This is a genomic window from Streptomyces sp. B8-7, assembly GCF_058833805.1.
On sequence record NZ_JBYRRL010000005.1, the window covers coordinates 25550 to 43713 of the forward strand.

Annotated in this window: 11 protein-coding genes; 3 read left to right on the forward strand and 8 right to left on the reverse strand. The window is 73.4% G+C overall.

Features of this window, described 5'->3' with window-relative positions; all coding sequences use genetic code 11:
- Positions 1–242 precede the first annotated feature (242 nt).
- Positions 243–5177 carry an NAD-glutamate dehydrogenase gene (locus AC5K6T_RS24440; protein ID WP_493212264.1) on the forward strand — a complete coding sequence of 1645 codons (4935 nt, stop codon included), beginning with the start codon at positions 243–245 and terminating at the stop codon, positions 5175–5177.
- Positions 5178–5482: 305 nt separating this feature from the next.
- Here the strand turns inward: AC5K6T_RS24440 and AC5K6T_RS24445 are convergent, their stop codons facing one another.
- Both AC5K6T_RS24445 and AC5K6T_RS24450 read right to left on the reverse strand, forming a co-directional pair.
- A complete protein-coding gene (locus AC5K6T_RS24445) occupies positions 5483–6325 on the reverse strand; it encodes an ABC transporter ATP-binding protein (protein WP_493212265.1) in 843 nt (280 codons plus the stop codon).
- Entirely contained in the window at positions 6318–7250 is a 933-nt protein-coding gene (locus AC5K6T_RS24450) for an ABC transporter permease (protein ID WP_493212267.1), read from the reverse strand. Before AC5K6T_RS24450 ends, AC5K6T_RS24445 begins: the two co-directional genes overlap by 8 nt.
- A 158-nt stretch (positions 7251–7408) precedes the next feature.
- Here AC5K6T_RS24450 and AC5K6T_RS24455 point away from each other — a divergent pair, with 158 nt between their 5' ends.
- Positions 7409–8032: a TetR/AcrR family transcriptional regulator gene (locus tag AC5K6T_RS24455; RefSeq protein ID WP_493212268.1), complete on the forward strand. Its 624-nt coding sequence runs from the start codon at positions 7409–7411 to the stop codon at positions 8030–8032.
- Positions 8033–8649: 617 nt separating this feature from the next.
- Here the strand turns inward: AC5K6T_RS24455 and AC5K6T_RS24460 are convergent.
- On the reverse strand, positions 8650–9120 hold the full coding sequence (locus AC5K6T_RS24460; protein ID WP_493212270.1) for a MarR family winged helix-turn-helix transcriptional regulator: 471 nt from the start codon (positions 9118–9120) through the stop codon (positions 8650–8652).
- A gap of 146 nt (positions 9121–9266) precedes the next feature.
- Between AC5K6T_RS24460 and AC5K6T_RS24465 the strand changes: the two genes are divergently transcribed.
- Positions 9267–9680, forward strand: a complete 414-nt coding sequence (locus tag AC5K6T_RS24465; protein WP_493212271.1) for an organic hydroperoxide resistance protein — start codon at positions 9267–9269, stop codon at positions 9678–9680.
- On the opposite strand, the gene AC5K6T_RS24470 is transcribed toward AC5K6T_RS24465, so the two are convergent.
- The 5 genes from AC5K6T_RS24470 to AC5K6T_RS24490 all read right to left on the reverse strand — a co-directional run bounded on the left by AC5K6T_RS24470 (position 9670) and on the right by AC5K6T_RS24490 (position 17836).
- Entirely contained in the window at positions 9670–11256 is a 1587-nt protein-coding gene (locus AC5K6T_RS24470; protein ID WP_493212272.1) for a hypothetical protein, read from the reverse strand. The two genes, AC5K6T_RS24465 and AC5K6T_RS24470, sit on opposite strands and share 11 nt — an antisense overlap.
- 334 nt (positions 11257–11590) lie before the next feature.
- Positions 11591–13993, reverse strand: coding sequence for a bifunctional glycosyltransferase/CDP-glycerol:glycerophosphate glycerophosphotransferase (locus AC5K6T_RS24475; RefSeq protein ID WP_493212274.1), 2403 nt, complete (start codon positions 13991–13993; stop codon positions 11591–11593).
- Between the two features lie 208 nt (positions 13994–14201).
- Positions 14202–15116, reverse strand: a complete 915-nt coding sequence (locus AC5K6T_RS24480) for a carbohydrate ABC transporter permease (protein WP_493212275.1) — start codon at positions 15114–15116, stop codon at positions 14202–14204.
- Entirely contained in the window at positions 15113–16453 is a 1341-nt protein-coding gene (locus AC5K6T_RS24485; protein WP_493212277.1) for a carbohydrate ABC transporter permease, read from the reverse strand. Before AC5K6T_RS24485 ends, AC5K6T_RS24480 begins: the two co-directional genes overlap by 4 nt.
- Positions 16454–16462: 9 nt before the next feature.
- Complete coding sequence (locus AC5K6T_RS24490; protein ID WP_493212278.1) at positions 16463–17836, reverse strand: ABC transporter substrate-binding protein; 1374 nt, start codon at positions 17834–17836, stop codon at positions 16463–16465.
- Positions 17837–18164 lie beyond the last annotated feature (328 nt).

The window sequence follows — 18164 nt, forward strand, 5'->3', positions numbered from 1 at the left end:
GCGGGACGGGGTCATGACGGCCCCGAGGACGCCGGACACATCCCGGATCCCGGCGGCGCCGACGACGGTGTCCGCCCTCCCGGCGGCATCGGTACCGGCTGAGAACCGACCGTTCCTCTCCCCCGGTGGCACAGCGCCCGCACAGACCGGACACCCCGGGTCTGCCCGGCGCCGGACCGGGTGGGGAGAGACCGCACTTCCTTCAACGTCACGCAACGGCGCGCGACAGGAGTCAGAGGACAATGCAGACCAAGCTGGACGAAGCCAAGGCCGAGCTGCTCGACAGGGCCGCCCGGGTAGCTGAGAACAGCCCGGTCGGGGGGCACCTACCGACCGGGACGACGGACCGCGGCACCCCCGACCGGGCGGCCGTGCTCGCGTTCCTCCAGCGCTACTACCTGCACACCGCCCCGGAGGACATCACCGACCGCGACCCGGTCGACGTCTTCGGAGCCGCCTACTCGCACTACCGACTGGCCGAGAACCGCCCCCAGGGCACGGCGAACGTGCGCGTGCACACGCCGACCGTCGAGGAGAACGGCTGGATGTGCAGCCACTCCGTGGTCGAGGTCGTCACCGACGACATGCCGTTCCTCGTGGACTCCGTCACCAACGAGCTCACCCGCCAGGGCCGCGGCATCCATGTCGTGATCCACCCCCAGGTCGTCGTCCGCCGCGACGTCACCGGCAAGCTCATCGAGATCCTCCCCGCACCGCACACCGGGGACCTCCCGCACGACGCGCACGTCGAGTCCTGGATCCACGTCGAGATGGACCGCGAGACCGACCGCGCCGACCTCAAGCAGATCACCGCCGACCTGCTGCGCGTCCTGTCCGACGTCCGTGAGGCCGTCGAGGACTGGGAGAAGATGCGCGACGCGGCCCTCCGCATCGCCGACGCCCTGCCCGCCGAGCCGGTCGCCGACGACCTGCGCACCCAGGAGGTCGACGAGGCCCGCGAACTGCTGCGCTGGCTCGCCGCCGACCACTTCACCTTCCTCGGCTACCGCGAGTACGAGCTGCGCGGCGACGACTCCCTGGCCGCCGTGCCCGGCACCGGCCTCGGCATCCTGCGCTCCGACCCGCAGCACGCCGGGGAGGACAGCCACCCGGTCAGCCCCTCCTTCGAGCGGCTGCCCGCCGACGCCCGCGCCAAGGCCCGCGAGCACAAGCTGCTCGTCCTCACCAAGGCCAACAGCCGCGCCACCGTCCACCGCCCCTCGTACCTCGACTACGTGGGCGTGAAGAAGTTCGACGAGAACGGCGAGGTCGTCGGCGAGCGCCGCTTCCTCGGCCTGTTCTCCTCGGCCGCCTACACCGAGTCCGTGCTGCGCGTGCCCGTCATCCGCCGCAAGGTCGACGAGGTCCTCAGGGGCGCCGGGTTCTCGCCCGCCAGCCACGACGGCCGCGACCTGCTGCAGATCCTGGAGACCTACCCGCGCGACGAGCTGTTCCAGACGCCCGCCGACGAGCTCCGGGCCATCGCCACCTCGGTGCTGTACCTGCAGGAGCGGCGCCGGCTGCGCCTGTACCTGCGGCAGGACGAGTACGGCCGCTACTACTCGGCGCTGGTCTACCTCCCGCGCGACCGCTACACCACCGGTGTGCGCCTGCGGATCATCGACATCCTCAAGGAGGAGCTCGGCGGCCTCAGCGTCGACTTCACCGCCTGGAACACCGAGTCGATCCTGTCCCGGCTGCACTTCGTCGTCCGCGTCCCGCCGGGCACCGAACTGCCCGAGCTGTCCGACCTCGACCGGGAGCGCATCGAGGCCCGCCTGGTCGAGGCCGCCCGCTCCTGGGCCGACGGCTTCGCCGACGCGCTCAACGCCGAACTCGGCGAGGAACGCGCCGCGGAACTCCTGCGCCGCTACGGCAGCGCCTTCCCCGAGGGGTACAAGGCCGACCACAACCCCCGCGCCGCCGTCGCCGACCTCGTCCACCTGGAGCGGCTCAGCGAGACGGAGAACTTCGCGCTCAGCCTGTACGAGCCGGTCGGCGCCGCCCCGGACGAGCGACGCTTCAAGATCTACCGCACCGGCGACGCGATCTCCCTGTCCGCGGTCCTGCCGGTGCTCAACCGGCTCGGCGTCGAAGTGATCGACGAGCGCCCCTACGAGCTGCGCTGCGCCGACCGCAGCGTCGCCTGGATCTACGACTTCGGCATGCGCGTGCCCAAGACGCAGGGCGGCGGCAACGGCGACTACCTCGCCGACGACGCCCGCGAGCGGTTCCAGGAGGCCTTCGCCGCCACCTGGACCGGCAAGGCGGAGAACGACGGCTTCAACTCCCTCGTCCTGGCCGCCGGCCTCACCTGGCGGCAGGCCACGGTCCTGCGCGCCTACGCCAAGTACCTGCGCCAGGCCGGCTCCACCTTCAGCCAGGACTACATGGAGGACACCCTCCGCAACAACGTCCACACCACCCGGCTGCTGGTGTCGCTGTTCGAGGCCCGGATGGCGCCGGAGCGGCAGCGCGCCGGACACGAGCTGGTCGACGCCCTCCTGGAGGAGCTCGCCGCCGCCCTGGACCAGGTCGCCTCCCTCGACGAGGACCGCATCCTCCGGTCGTTCCTGACCGTGATCAAGGCGACGCTGCGCACCAACTTCTTCCAGCTGACCGCGGACGGCGCGCCGCACGACTACGTCTCCATGAAGTTCGACCCGCAGGCCATCCCCGACCTGCCCGCGCCGCGCCCGGCGTACGAGATCTGGGTCTACTCGCCGCGCGTCGAAGGCGTGCACCTGCGGTTCGGCAAGGTCGCCCGCGGCGGTCTGCGCTGGTCCGACCGGCGCGAGGACTTCCGCACCGAGATCCTCGGCCTGGTCAAGGCGCAGATGGTGAAGAACACCGTCATCGTGCCGGTCGGCGCCAAGGGCGGCTTCGTCGCCAAGCAGCTGCCCGATCCGGCCGCCGACCGCGACGCCTGGCTCGCCGAGGGCATCGCCAGCTACCGGACGTTCATCTCGGCGCTCCTCGACATCACCGACAACCTGGCCGCCGGCGAGGTCGTCCCCCCGGAGGGCGTGGTCCGCCACGACGAGGACGACACCTACCTCGTCGTCGCCGCCGACAAGGGCACCGCGACCTTCTCCGACATCGCCAACGAGGTCGCCCAGCAGTACGACTTCTGGCTCGGCGACGCCTTCGCCTCCGGCGGCTCCGCCGGATACGACCACAAGGGCATGGGCATCACCGCCCGCGGTGCCTGGGAGTCCGTCAAGCGGCACTTCCGCGAGCTCGACGTCGACACCCAGAGCGAGGACTTCACCGTCGTCGGGATCGGCGACATGTCCGGCGACGTGTTCGGCAACGGCATGCTGCTCAGCGAGCACATCCGCCTGGTCGCCGCCTTCGACCACCGGCACATCTTCATCGACCCCCGGCCCGACGCCGCCGTCTCCTACGCCGAGCGCCGCCGCCTGTTCGACCTGCCCCGCTCCAGCTGGGCCGACTACGACACCTCGCTGATCTCCGCCGGCGGCGGCGTCTTCCCGCGCAGCGCCAAGGCGATCCAGCTCAACAGCCACATCCGCCAGGCCCTGGGCATCGAGGAGAAGATCTCCAAGATGACGCCGGCCGACCTGATGAAGGCGATCCTCAAGGCGCCCGTCGACCTGCTGTGGAACGGCGGTATCGGCACCTACGTCAAGTCGTCCCAGGAGTCCGACGCCGACGTCGGCGACAAGGCCAACGACGCCATCCGCGTGGACGGCAGCGACCTGCGGGTCAAGGTCGTCGGCGAGGGCGGCAACCTGGGCCTGACCCAGCTCGGCCGCATCGAGTTCGCCCGGCACGGCGGCCGCATCAACACCGACGCCATCGACAACAGCGCGGGCGTCGACACCTCCGACCACGAGGTGAACATCAAGATCCTGCTCAACGGACTCGTCGCCGAGGGCGACATGACCGTCAAGCAGCGCAACAAGCTCCTCGCCGAGATGACCGACGAGGTCGGCAGCCTGGTGCTGCGCAACAACTACGCGCAGAACACCGCCATCGCCAACGCCCTCGCCCAGTCCCGCGACATGCTCCACGCCCAGCAGCGCTTCCTGCGCCACCTGGTGCGCGCGGGCCACCTCGACCGGGCCCTGGAGTTCCTGCCCACCGACCGGCAGATCCGCGAGCGCCTCACCGGCGGGCAGGGCCTCACCGGCGCCGAGACCGCGGTCCTCCTCGCCTACACGAAGATCACCGTCGCCGAGGAGCTCCTCGCCACCTCACTGCCCGACGACCCCTACCTGCGCGGCCTGCTGCACGCCTACTTCCCGACCGCGCTGCGCGAGAAGTTCACCGAGCAGATCGACCACCACCCGCTGCGCCGCGAGATCACCACCACCGTCCTGGTCAACGACACCGTCAACACCGGCGGTACGACCTACCTGCACCGGCTCCGCGAGGAGACCGGCGCGTCGCTGGAGGAGATCGTCCGGGCGCAGACCGCCGCGCGGGTCATCTTCCGTTCGGCGGAGGTCTGGGACGGTGTCGAAGCCCTCGACAACCAGGCCGAGGCCGCGGTGCAGACCCGCATCCGGCTGCACTCGCGCCGCCTCGTCGAGCGCGGCACGCGCTGGCTGCTCAACAACCGGCCCCAGCCGCTGGAGCTCGCCGAGACCGTCGCCTTCTTCGCCGAGCGGGTGGAGGAGGTGTGGCAGCAGCTGCCGAAGCTGCTGAAGGGCGCCGACCAGGAGTGGTGGCAGCGGATCTACGACGAGCTGACCGCGGTCGGCGTCCCCGACGGACTCGCCGGCCGGGTCGCCGGGTTCTCCTCCGCCTTCCCGGCGCTGGACATCGTGTCGGTCGCCGACCGCATGGGCCGCGAGCCGCTCGACGTGGCCGAGGTCTACTACGACGTCGCCGACCGGCTCGGCATCACCCAGCTCATGGACCGCATCATCGAGCTGCCCCGCGAGGACCGCTGGCAGTCCATGGCGCGCGCCGCCATCCGCGAGGACCTGTACGCGGCGCACGCGTCGGTCACCGCGGAGGTGCTCGCCGTCGGCAACGGCTCCTCGACCCCGGAGCAGCGCTTCGGGCTGTGGGAGCGGCAGAACCAGGCGATCCTGGGCCGCGCCCGCACCACCCTGGACGAGATCCAGGGCTCGGACGCCTTCGACCTCGCCAACCTCTCCGTGGCGATGCGCACCATGCGGACCCTGCTGCGCACCCACTCGTAGCGGCCGAACGCGCAGGCGCCCCGGGCCGGGTGGCCCGGGGCGCCCGTGTCGTCCGGGACCCTCGCGGCGGATTCGGCACCGCGGGGCGGGGCCTGCCTGTCGTGCGCTGTCGTGCGCTGTCGTGCGGGGGCGGGCGGGGCGCGGGTGGGACGGGGGCAGTCCTCCCGTTCCCGTCTCCCCGTTCTGTCTCCCGTTCCCGTTCCCGTCTCCCGTACGCGTCTCCCGTACGCGTCTCCCGTACGCGTCTCCCCGTTCTGTCTCCCCGTTCCCGTCTCCTCGTTCCCGCCCCCGCGGGCGCCGGGCTGTCAGGCCGGGGCCGGTGCCTTCGGGGCCGGCTTCGGTTTCGGCTTCGGTTTCGGCTTCCCGTCACCGGTGAACTTCTCGTACTCCCGCATGACCTCGTCCGTGGGGCCGTCCAGGCGCAGCTCGCCGCGCTCCAGCCACAGCACGCGCTCGCACGTGTCCCGGATCGACTTGTTGTTGTGGCTGACCAGGAACACCGTGCCCGCGTGCTGCCGCAGCTCCCGGATGCGGGCCTCCGAGCGCTTCTGGAACGACCGGTCGCCGGTGGCGAGCGCCTCGTCGATCAGCAGCACGTCGTGGTCCTTGGCCGCCGCGATGGAGAACCGCAGCCGCGCGGCCATGCCCGAGGAGTACGTCCGCATCGGCAGCGTGATGAAGTCGCCCTTCTCGTTGATGCCGGAGAAGTCGACGATCTCCTGGTAGCGCTCCCTGATCTGCTCGCGGGACATGCCCATCGCGAGCCCGCCCAGATGGACGTTGCGCTCTCCGGTGAGGTCGTTCATCAGCGCCGCGTTGACGCCCAGCAGGGAGGGCTGGCCGTTGGTGTAGATCCGGCCGTTCTCCACCGGCAGCAGTCCGGCGACCGCCTTGAGCAGGGTGGACTTTCCGGAGCCGTTGGAGCCGATCAGGCCGATCGCCTCGCCCTTGTAGGCCACGAACGAGACGTTCCGCACCGCGTGCACCGTCCGCACACCCGACGCCTTCTCGCTCTGCTTGCGGCGCATGATCCGGTTCAGTGCCGCCGTGGCCGAACCGCGTCCGCCGCCCGTACCGTTGACCCGGTACACGATGTCCACGTGGTCCGCGATGACGGTCGGGACGCCCTCAGGGGTGTGCTCAGCCACGGCCGTAGGTCTCCTCAGCCTTCCAGAAGTAGATGAAACCGCCGATGCCGGCGAGCAGCGCCCAGCCCGTCGCCAGCATCCACACGTGCGGCGGGAGCTGGCTGCTGTGGAAGCTGTCGATCAACGCGAACCGCATCAGGTCGATGTAGACGGCCGCCGGGTTCGCCTGCAGTGCCGTACCCACCCACGACGGCAGGTCGCCGTGCGACTTCAGGATGTGGTCCAGGCTGAACATCACCCCCGACGCGTACATCCACGTCCGCAGCACGAACGGCATCAGCTGCGCCAGGTCGGGCGTCTTCGCGCCCAGCCGGGCCAGCACCATCGACACACCCGCGTTGAACACGAACTGCAGCACCAGCGCCGGGACCGCGAGCAGCCACGACGCGGCCGGCGGCACACCGAAGGCGACCAGGATCACCGACAGGGCCGCCATCGAGAACAGCAGCTGCTGCAGCTGCTGCAGACAGAACGAGATCGGCAGCGCGGCCCGCGGGAAGTGCAGCGCCCGCACCAGGCCGAGGTTCCCGGAGATCGCGCGGGTGCCCGCCAGGATCGAGCTCTGCGTGAACGTCCACACGAACACGCCCGTCACCAGGAACGGCACGTAGTCCGGCACGCCGCGCTTCGTCTGCAGCAGCACACCGAAGATCAGGTAGTACACCGCCGCGTTCAGCAGCGGCGTCATCACCTGCCACAGCTGGCCCAGCTTCGCCTGGCTGTACTGCGCGGTCAGCCGCGCCGTGGAGAACGAGGCGATGAAGTGGCGCCGTGCCCACAGCTGCCGTACATACTCCGGGAGGGTGGCACGGGCGCCGCTGACCGAGAGTCCGTGCCGTGCGGCGAGCGCCGCGAGGTCGCCGTCGGCCGGGGCGGGGGCCGGGGGCGGCGCCGTGGGGGGCGATGCGTGGAGGACCTGGCTCACATCGGCTGCTTTCGCTCGGGTTCGCTCGGGGCTGGTGCGGCGGGTCCTTACCGCTCTCTTACCCCCGTCGGGACGGGACCGTATCGTCGCAACGTGAGCGTAGGCCGAGTGCGCGTCGGGACGCAACCGTATCGTCGTGACGCGCCTATGCTGTCCGCATGACCAACGCCGACGGATCCCAGCCGCGTCCGCGCCGCCGGACGCCCGCGGGCGCCGCCGTCCTCCGCGAGGACGTCACGCAGGCGATCCGGGGTGCCGTCTTCGAGGAACTCGCCGCCGTCGGCTACGCCCGGATGTCCATCGAGGGCATCGCCCGCAGAGCCGGGGTCGGGAAGACGGCCGTGTACCGGCGCTGGCGCTCCAAGCTGCACCTCGTTCTCGACGTCGTCTCCGCCCTCGCCGTGCAGGGGCTGCCGGCACCCGACACCGGGTCGCTCGAAGGCGATCTCCGGCTGCTGTACGAGGTCACCTCCCGGGCGCTGCGCCATCCCGTCGCCTCCCAGGTGATTCCCGACCTCCAGGCGGAGGCGGCCCGCAACCCCGAGATCGCCGAAGCGCTGCAGAAGGCGCTGCGGGAAGGGCAGGACGGGGTGGCCAGCGGGATCGTGGCGGCCGCGCAGCGGCGGGGGGAGCTCCGGCCGGGCATCGACGGGGATCTCGCGCTGGACCTCATCTCCGGACCGCTCTACTGGCGGTCCGTGGTCATCCGGAGCCCCCAGCTGTCCCAGGGGTACCTGCCGTCGCTGGCGCGGGCCACCACGGGGGCGCTCAAGGCGTTGTGATCCCGCGCGGCGGGGGTCGGCCGCTCGCGGGAGGTGCCGTGGTCTGGCGTCGGTCGGCCGGTGGCTCGTCGTTGTGGCTGGTCGCGCGGTTCCCTGCGCCCTTGTCGGGGTGCTGTCGGGCCGTCGGGGTGCTGGTCGGGTGGGCTGCTCGTGTGGGGTTGCGGGTGGGTGGTGTGTGGTGCGCGTTGCGTCTTCTGGCGGGGTTGTCTGCCGGTCTGGTGTCGGTTGGCCGGTGGCTCGTCGTTGTGGCTGGTCGCGCGGTCGGGCCGTCCGGGTCCTGGTCGGGTGGGCTGCTCGTTGTGGGGCTGCGGGTGCCTGCGGCGGCCTGTGGCATGTCGGTGGGGGTGCGCGTCGCGCCTTCTGCCGGAGGGTGGGGCGGGGCCGGGCCGGGGGGTGTCCGTCCTCGGGCCGGCGCTGCGGAGCGTTGTGGGGTGGGCGGGGTTGTCGCCGGCCACTGCGGGCGGGCACCCCCCGGCCCGTCCCCTTCCCGCCGTCCGCGGCCCCCGGTTCGTGCCTCTTCCGGTGCGGTGCGCGGGCCGGGCTCGTCGCCCTTGCCGTCGTCCCGTGCCCGCCGGTGGGGCGGGCAGGCGCGGGCTCCGGCCGCCCGGTGCGGTGACCTACGCGTTGCCCGCGGCCGCGTCCAGGGCGGTGGTCAGCCGGTCCAGGCGGGTGCGCAGGTCGCGGATCTCGTCCAGGTCGAAGCCGGTGGCGGTGGCGATCCGGCGCGGCACGGCCAGGGCCCGCTCCCGCAGGGCCTCGCCCTCCGCGGTGAGGCGGACCTGTACCGAGCGCTCGTCGCGCGTGCTGCGCTCCCGGTGGACGAGCCCCGCCGACTCCAGCCGCTTGAGCAGCGGGGAGAGCGTGCCGGAGTCCAGGCGCAGGGCCTCGCCGAGCCGCTTGACGGGCTGCTCGCCCTGCTCCCAGAGCACCAGCATCACCAGGTACTGCGGATACGTCAGGCCCAGGTCCTTGAGGAGCACCCGGTAGACGCCGTTGAAGGCGCGCGAGGCGGCGTGCAGGGAGAAGCAGATCTGGCGGTCCAGGCGCAGCCAGTCGTCCTGGGCGGCGGCGGGCGGTGTCGGGGTCATGGCCCCAGGGTAGCTCTTGCCAGCAATTGAGTTGTGGACAATTTAATTGTGTGCTCTACTTGGGGTCGCCGGTGGCCCGGAACGGGCCGCCGGAGCCTGATGCGTCGCGGCTGCCCGCGATCACTTCCGAGAGGAATGGTTCATCCATGGACGTGCTGTACACCGCCGTCGCCACCGCCACCCACGGCCGTGAGGGCCGCGCCGTCTCCTCCGACGGCGCCGTCGACCTCGCCCTCGCCCTGCCGGTGCAGATGGGCGGCAGCGGTCAGGGCACCAACCCCGAGCAGCTCTTCGCCGCCGGGTACGCGGCCTGCTTCGGCAGCGCCCTCGGCCTCGTCGGCCGCCAGGCCAAGGTGGACGTCAGCGACGCCGCCGTCACCGCCGAGGTCGGCATCGGCAAGCAGGGCGACGGCTTCGGCCTCACCGTCGTCCTCCGGGTCGAACTGCCCGAGCACCTGGACGAGCCCACCGGGCGCAAGCTCGTCGAGACGGCCCACCAGGTCTGCCCCTACTCCAACGCCACCCGCGGAAACATCGACGTCGACATCGTCATCGAGTAGTCCCGCTCGCCGGGCGCCCCGCCCCGTCCGGCCGGCCGACCCGTGCCAGCACGTCCCCGGTCCGCTCGCTCCACGTCACCACCACCGCCTCCTCGGGCACCGTGCGCCGGCGGGTGAGCAGCAGCCACCGCACCCCGAGGCGGCGGACGACCGCGGCGCGCCCGGCCGGGGTCGACCCCGGCGCCAGATACGCCCGCACGTCCGCCAGCCGCCGCTCCCGCTCCCGTTCGCCCAGCGCGGGGTCGGGGCGGGCCGGGGCGGCCAGGACGGCGCCGTACCCGGCCAGGGACGCCGCCGCGCGCGGACCGTCGGCCAGCACCACCTCCCCGGGGCGGATGTACCGCGCGGCCCAGTCGTACGAGGGCCAGCGCGGCGGCTGCGGGAAGCCGACCGGGTCCAGCGAGCGCGGCACCACCGCCCCCGCCTGCGCGGTCAGCAAGCCCGCTCCGGCCGCCACCGCCGCCACCGCGGCCAGCAGCCGCCGCCGCACCGGCCACGGCCGCGGCACCGCCAGCTCCACCGCCGCCGCCACCTGCAACGGCAGCACCGCCGCCGCCACCGTCCCGCCCCAGGCGGACCGGCCGTCCACCCAGCCGTACGCCATCAGCAGGCAGTCCAGCACGAACATCAGCACCAGCGGATCCCGCCGCCCGTACCGGCGTGCGCGCAGCCCCAGCGCGGGCAGCCCCACCAGGGCCGCCAGCCACACCCCGCCCAGCAGGCTCCCGGAGTGCACCTCGCCCGCGCCGCCGACCGACGCGAACACGTCGAAGTACGGCCACACCACCGCGACCAGCACCGTCGTCGCGCAGGTCAGCGCCCAGCGGCCGGCCACCGCGGCCCGCCGGCCCGACTGCCGGCCCGCCACCATCGCCGCCCCGCCCGCCACCGCGGCCACCCCGGTCGCCGGATGCACCAGCAGCACCACCGCGTACAGCGCGCCCAGCGCCGCGTAGCCCGCCGGACCCGGCAGCCCGCCCGGCCCCACGAACCGCACCCGCGCCGTGTCCCGGGCCCGCCTCCCCGTCAGCGCCCACGCCCAGAGCGCCAGGCCCAGCGCAACCGCGGACGGATAGGCCAGGCCGCTCGTCATCGCCAGCAGGCCCAGGCCGCCCTCCGCCCCGGCCCGCCCCGTGCCCCACAGCAGCGTCATCGCCGCCAGCGCCAGCACCGGCGCCCACGGCCGCGGCGTCAGCACCCGCACGAACCGGCCCAGACCGGTCAGCAGCACCAGCAGGTTCAGCGGACCCGCCAGCCGCACCACCTCCCACCCCGACAACCCCGTGAGCCGTGCGAACACCCCCTGCGCCACCGCGTACGGCGAGTAGTACGGGCTGCCCGCCCCCGGTGCCGGGACGGTCGGATGGCCCGGGTGCAGCAGGTCGGCCCTCAGCCGTTCGACGACCGCCGCGTGCTGGCCCGCCTCGCAGCACAGCGGCACCCGCCAGCAGGCCAGCGCCATCACCAGCCAGAAGGCGAACCCGTACACCTGGTACGGGCTCGGGCGCCACAGCCGGCCGCCGCGCAGCGCCGAGGCGCCGCGGGCCGGCCTGCGGGTCGCGACCCCGGCGCTCACCGGACGCCGGCGGACAGCGGAGGAAGGGGCGAAAGGAGCGTGGCGAGCGCGGCGGGCACAGAGAACGGAAGGGGCATTTCGTCGGTATTCCCGGTCCCGTCCACCGGCCGGCCTTCGCTCACCTCATCGAGTGAACCGGTCGCCCGGCTGCCCCGCACGGCGCGGGACGGCCCGGCTCACCCGCCCCGGCCCGCCGGCCGGCCGGACGGCCGCCAGGTCGGCGGCCGGCCGGACGGCCGCCAGGTCGGCGGCCGCGACGGAGCCGGGCGCGACGAACCGCGGGTCCCCGCCCCTCGGGTACGGCCGCCGCCCACCGGACGCCGCTCTGCGCCGCTCACCGGACGCCGGCCGCGGACGGCGGCGCGGACAGTGGCGCGGTCGGCTCCGGCACACCGGCCGTCGGGAAACGCCCGAGGGCCGCCACGGCGGACGGAACGGGGTGCCGCGCCGCGAGCGGTTCCACCGGCGGCACCCCCCGCTCGCCCAGCACGACATGCCGGACCACCCGCTCCGCCGCCCGCCCGTCGTCCCACGGGCTGAACCGCTCCCGGAACGCCGCCCGCACCTGTGCCGACCGCGAGCCGCGCCAGTGCCCGGTCGCGAAGATGTCGATCAGCTCGTCCTCGCTGCGCGCCACCGCGCCCGGCGGGAACGCCCGCAGGTCGAAGTAGGTGCCGCGGGCCGCCTCGTAGGCCTCCCAGTCGTCGGCGTGGATCACGATCGGCCGGTCCAGAGCCGCATAGTCGAACATGATCGACGAGTAGTCCGTGACCAGGGCGTCCGACGCCAGGCACAGCTTCTCCACACTCGGATGGCCGCTGACGTCGATGATCCGGGCACCCGCGCCGAGCGGACCCGGCTGCGTGCGGTGCGCGCGGGCCAGCACCACGAACCGGGGGCCGAGACGCCGCACCACCCGCTCCAGGTCCAGCGCCCTGACCTGCGAGCGGCGGTAGTCGCGGAACGTGGGCGCGTACAGGATCGCCACCGAGCCCTCCGGAACGCCCAGCGCCTCCCGCAGCCGGCTCACGTCCGCCGACGTCGCCCGCTGGAAGACGTCGTTGCGCGGCTGGCCGTACTCCAGTGTCCTGTAGCCGCCCGGGTACACCCGCTCCCAGGTGAGCGTGGTGTGGCGGTTCGCCGACAGCACGTAGTCCCAGCTCCCGGCGTCCCGCACCAGCTCCGCGGGGTCCGTGTCCCGCCCCGCCGCCGGCCGGTCGCACAGGTCCAGGCCCATCTGCTTGAGCGGGGTGCCCGTCTGGGTCCGCACCCGCACCTGGCCGCGCCGCTTGACGAAGTGCCGGTCCAGGCCCGCGTTGTCCACCAGGTACCGGGAACGGGCCAGCGCCGTCCAGTACGCCGCCGTACCCGGGGCGAGCCCGCGGGTGCCCGGCGGAACCGTGTGCCGGTGCTCCGGCCGGGTGATCCACGCCGTGCGGATGTGCGGGGCCAGACCCCGGAAGGCCGCCTCCAGCGCACCCGGGTTGCAGCAGTGCCCCTCGCCCTCGTACGCGGCGAACACCGCCCGGTCGTCCCGCACGGGAAGCAGCCGCTGGACGCGGTAGTGCAGCCGCAGCCCGGCCGTCCGCAGTCCCCGCGCCAGTCGCACCGTGCGAGCGCCGCCCCGTCCGGCGAGGCTCCGCGCCCGGCGCAGCACCCGGTACGTGCGGTGCGCGCCGAAGCGGACCAGGGCGTGCCGCGGCCGTGCGCGGAGCGGGACCGGCACGCCCGGAGGGCGGTGGCGGCGGTAGTGGTCGCGGGCCCGGCGCAGGAACGCGGCGCGCCCGGCCCGCCCCCACGCCGCTCCCGCGCCGGTGAACTCCGCGGCCGCGTCCGCCACCATCCGGCCGAACAACGCCGGCCGCCACGCGGCGAGCGCCGGCCGCTCGTCGACGAAGGCGAACACCCGCTCGTAGGAGCCGAAGACGTCGTCGCGCGCGGCGGGGGGCGGGGCGGAGTCCCGGGCGGTCGTGGCCGCGCCCGCGGCGGTGGCCGGGGCACCGCGGCCGGTGGTCCTCGGCCGCCCGGAGCCGGCGGTGGCCGGGAGCCGCCGGGAGCCGTCGGCCGCGGCCCGGCCGCCGTCCTGCCGTGTGCCGCCGGGACGGCGCCGGCGCAGCACGCACACCCGGTCCAGGGTCGCGATCGACTCCGCGGCCATCAGCGCCGGATACGTCCAGGGAACCGCCTCGCGGCGGCCCGTCCCGAAGGTCAGGCCGTGTGTCTCGGTGAACTCCCGGCGGCAGGCCGTGTTCCAGGCCGCCGCCGGAACCCGCAGCAGCCCCGGCCTGTCCTCCAGCCGGAACGGGGCCGGGCCCCGCTCGGTGAGCTGCCCGCCCTGTTGCCCGCGCTCCGGCCGGCCCGCCCAGTCGGTGGGGGCGAAGCCGTGCACCAGCACGTCCGGGTCGCCGGTCTCCTTCAGCCGGTCGGCGACCGCCCGCAGCGCGTCGGCGGCGAGAAGGTCGTCGCCGTCCAGGAACAGCAGGTAGTCGCCCCTCGCCCGGCCCAGCCCCGCCGTGCGGGCGCCGCCCGCGCCCAGGTTCTCCGCCAGGCGCAGCGGCCGTACCCGCGCGTCGCGCGCGGCGAACCGCCCGGCGATCTCCCCGCAGGCGTCCGGCGAGCAGTCGTCGACCACGATCAGCTCCAGGTCGGCGTACGACTGGGACAGGACCGACTCCAGGCACGCGGGCAGACACGCCTGCACCTGGTGTGCGGGGACAATGACACTGAACCGGGGCACGGGATCATCCAGGGGTCGGCGCGGGCGTTCTGCCCGGGAACGGCCGATGGAGTGACACGGTTACGCCGTGTACGGCATCCGGGGGACGGAACATCCGGACGAGGGGCGAACCCTCCGGCGTCCGCCCCGCGCCCGCGCCGTCTTTGGCGCGCCCCGTGCGGGACGCGCCCCGCGCCGGTCGCGCCGCCGGTGGCCGTCGGCGCTCGGGCTACTTCACGGCGCCCGCCATCACCCCCGACACGAACTGCCGCTGGAACGCGAAGAACACGGCCAGCGGGATCACCATCGAGATGAACGCGCCGGGCGCCAGCACGTCGATGTTGCTGCCGAACTGCCGTACCTGCGTCTGCAGCGCGACCGTGACGGGCTGGCTGCCGGCGTCGCTGAACACCAGCGCGACCAGCATGTCGTTCCACACCCACAGAAACTGGAAGATGCCCAGGCTGGCGATCGCCGGGCCGCCCAGCGGCAGCACGACCCGTACGAACAGCCGGAGTTCACCGGCACCGTCCAGCCGGGCCGCCTCCAGCAGCTCGCGCGGGATCTCCGCGAAGAAGTTCCGCAGCAGGAACACCGCGAAGGGCAGTCCGAAGCCGACGTGGAACAGGACCACACCGAGCAGCGAGCCGAACAGGCCGATGCTGCCGAAGAGTTCCGCGATCGGGATCAGCGCCACCTGCACGGGCACCACCAGCAGGCCCACCACCGCGAGGAACCACCAGTCGCGGCCCGGGAACTCCATCCAGGCGAAGGCGTAGGCCGCGAGCGCGGCGATCACCACGACCAGGACCGTCGCCGGAACGGTGATGAGCACGGTGTTGACGAGCGAGTCGGTGATGTCGCCGTTCGCGAGGAGCTGGTCGTAGCTGTCGACGGTGAGCTGCGCCGGCTCGGTGAACACCGTCCACCAGCCGCCCGCGTTGATGTCCTCCGGCGACCGCAGCGAGGACACCAGCAGCCCGATCGTCGGCACCAGCCAGAACACCCCGACCACGAGGAGGAACGCCCTGACCAGGCCGCCCCCGGCCCCCTCGGCGAGCCGGGCGCCGAGGCGGCGCGGGGGTGCGGCCGTGCCCGCCCCGGGCCCGACGCGGGCGGGGAGTCCGTCCGTGGACGACGTCATCGCCTGACCTCCCGCCGCAGCCTGCGCACGTTGAACCACATCACCGGGACCACCAGCACCAGCAGGAACACCGCGATGGCGCTGGCCACGCCCGGCCGGTCCTCGGAGAAGCCCTTGCGGTACAGCTCCAGCGCCAGCACGTTCGCGTCGTCCTGGGAGGAGCCGGGGGCGATGACGAAGACCAGGTCGAACACCTTGAGGACGTTGATCATCAGGGTGACGGCGACCACCGCCAGGACCGGCGCCAGCAGCGGCACCGTGATCCGGCGGAACACCTGCCACTCTCCGGCGCCGTCCACGCGGGCCGCCTCCAGCAGCTCCCGCGGGATGCCCGCCAGGCCCGCGGCGATCAGCACCATGGCGAACCCGGCCCACATCCACACGTACGACCCGATGATCGCGGGCGTCACCAGGGACGGGCCCAGCCAGTCCAGCCCGTTGTACGGTGCCGCGAAGTTGCCCGCGGGGAGCCGCAGCACGGCCCCGTCCGCGGCCGGGGGCAGGGTGAACGTGCCGTCGTCGGCGGCCTTCGTCGACGCCACCACCCTGCCGTCCCTGACCGCCTCGATCCGCATCCCCGGATAGCCGACCTCGCCCGGGTCGGGCGCGTTGAGCGTGCCGACCCCCTTGCCGCGGGTGAAGTCCTGCCAGGTGGTGCCCGTCACCCTGCCGGGCACGGCGCGCGGCGCGCCGGCCCGTGCCGCGTCGTCCGGCAGCACGTCCGGTGCGACGCCGACCAGCGGCAGCGCGACCGGTGTTCCCGCGCGCACCGGTTCCCTGGTGACGAACCCGCCGCCCTCCGCCTTCAGCGGCGACTGCCGTCCCGGATGGGCCCTGGGGAACGCCGAGGACTCGGCGAACGTGTCGTGCACCCCCACCCAGACGGCGTTCGCCACGCCCTTGTCCGGGTCCTGGTCGTACACCAGGCGGAAGATGATGCCCGCCGCGAGCATCGAGATCGCCATCGGCATGAAGACGACCAGCTTGAACGCCGTGCCCCAGCGCACCCGTTCGGTGAGCACCGCGAAGACCAGGCCGAGCGCGGTGGCGACGGCCGGCGCGAACACCACCCAGACGACGTTGTTGCGGAGGGCGGTGCGGATGCCGTCGTCGGTGAACAGGACCCGGTAGTTGCCGAGTCCGGCGAAGCCCTCCCCGGAGTCGTCGGAGAAGCTGCGGACCACCGAGTACCCGATCGGGTACACCACGAGCGCGCCCAGCAGCACCAGGGCGGGCAGCAGGAACAGCGCCGCCACGGTCCTGCGCGTGCCGGTCACGCCCCTGCGCGACCTGCCCGCGCCCGGGGCGGCGGCCCCGGGCGCCGGTGCCGATGCCATGGCCGCCGCTCAGCTTCCGTAGGCCTTGGCCGCGTCCGCCTCCAAGGTGGCCTGGGTGCCCGCGACGTCCTCGGGGTTCGCCAGGAAGTCCTGGAGCGCCTTCCACTCGCCCTTGCCGGGGGTGCCGCCGAACGCCTGCGGGGCCTGGTCGGACATGTCGAACCGGAAGTCGTCCCCGGCCCCGACGAGTGCCTCGGCCATCGCCCGCTGCACCTCGTTCGGGTACGCCGAGGGGTCGACGTTCCTGTTCGGCGAGAGGTAGCCGCCCAGCCCGGCCTGGATGGTCGCCGCGTCCGGCGAGGCCAGGAACGTGGCCAGCGCCTGCGCCGCCCGGGAGTCCTGAAGGATCACCGCCGCGTCACCGCCGGACACCACGGGCGCGGTGTCGCCGACCGCCGGGAACGGGAACACCTTCGCCTGCTCGCCGACCTCGGCACCCGTCTCCGCGAGGGTGACCTGCACGAAGTCGCCCTCGTAGACCATGGCGGCCTTCGGCTGGTCGCCGCCGGTGAAGGTCTGCGTCACGGACGCCGGGAACTCCGTCTGCAGCGCGCCGGACGCGCCGCCCGCCACATAGTCCTTCGCGCCCCAGATCTCCGCGAGCGTGGTCAGGGCGTCCTTCACACTCGGGTCGGTCCACTTGATCTCGTGCCGGGCGAGCCGGTCGTACTTCTCCGGGCCCGCCTGGGAGAGGTAGACGTTCTCGAACCAGTCGGTCAGGGTCCAGCCGTCGGCACCGCCGACCGAGAACGGGGTGACACCGGAGTCGTAGACCGTCCGCGCCGTCGCCAGCAACTCGTCCCACGTCGTCGGTTCCTGGGCGCCCGCGTTCTCGAAGACCTGCGCGTTGTACCAGATCAGGGACTTGTTCGCGGCCTTGTAGTAGACGCCGTACTGGGTGCCGTCGACGGCCCCCAGATCCTGCCAGCCCTGTGCGTAGTTCTTCGTCAGCTGCTCCCGGGCCTCGGGCCCGACCGGTTTGGCCCAGCCCTTCTCCACGGCCTGCACGATGGCCCCCACCTGCGGCAGCATCGCGATGTCCGGCGGCGCGCCGCCCGCGATCTTCGAGCCGAGGAAGTTGATGATCGGGTCCTGCGCGGGCACGAAGGTCACCTTCGCGCCGGTGCGTTTCTCGAACTCCGCCAGGACCTTCTTGAAGTTGGCCTGTTCCGGGCCGGTCCAGACGGCGGCGACCTCCAGGGTCTCGCCGTCCAGCTTCGGCAGGTCCAGGGCCGCGGCGGACCCGCTCGCCTTCGCCCCGCCCCCGTCGTCGTCGCCGTCGTCGTCACCGCAGGAGGTGAGCGAGAACGCGAGCGCTCCCGCGAGGAGGGCCGCGGCGGCCCTGGCGGTCCTGCGTGTCCGGATCGTGTGGCTGCTGCGCATCACTGCCCCGTTCTCTTCGTTCCTCGTCGAACGTTTCGAACGCTGTCCCGTGGGCTCTGGTGTACGCCCGGTCCGAGGGGTCGGCAAGAGCGCGTGGTGTGTCAACCGGGCGATCGTGACCGCCTCGTGACGGGGGATCAGCCGGGTTCCGGGGTCCGGCTCGCGGATGCCCGGTCCGGCGCGGCGCACCCCGGGACGCGGCGCGGCACGCGGCCGGACGCGGTGAGGCCCGCACCGCCTCCGGCGCGGGGTGCGGGTACCGGTGCGGCGGCCGTCGTCCGCCCCTGCGGCGGCCCGGCCTGCGGTGCCGGGGGCGGTGTGCGCGGGG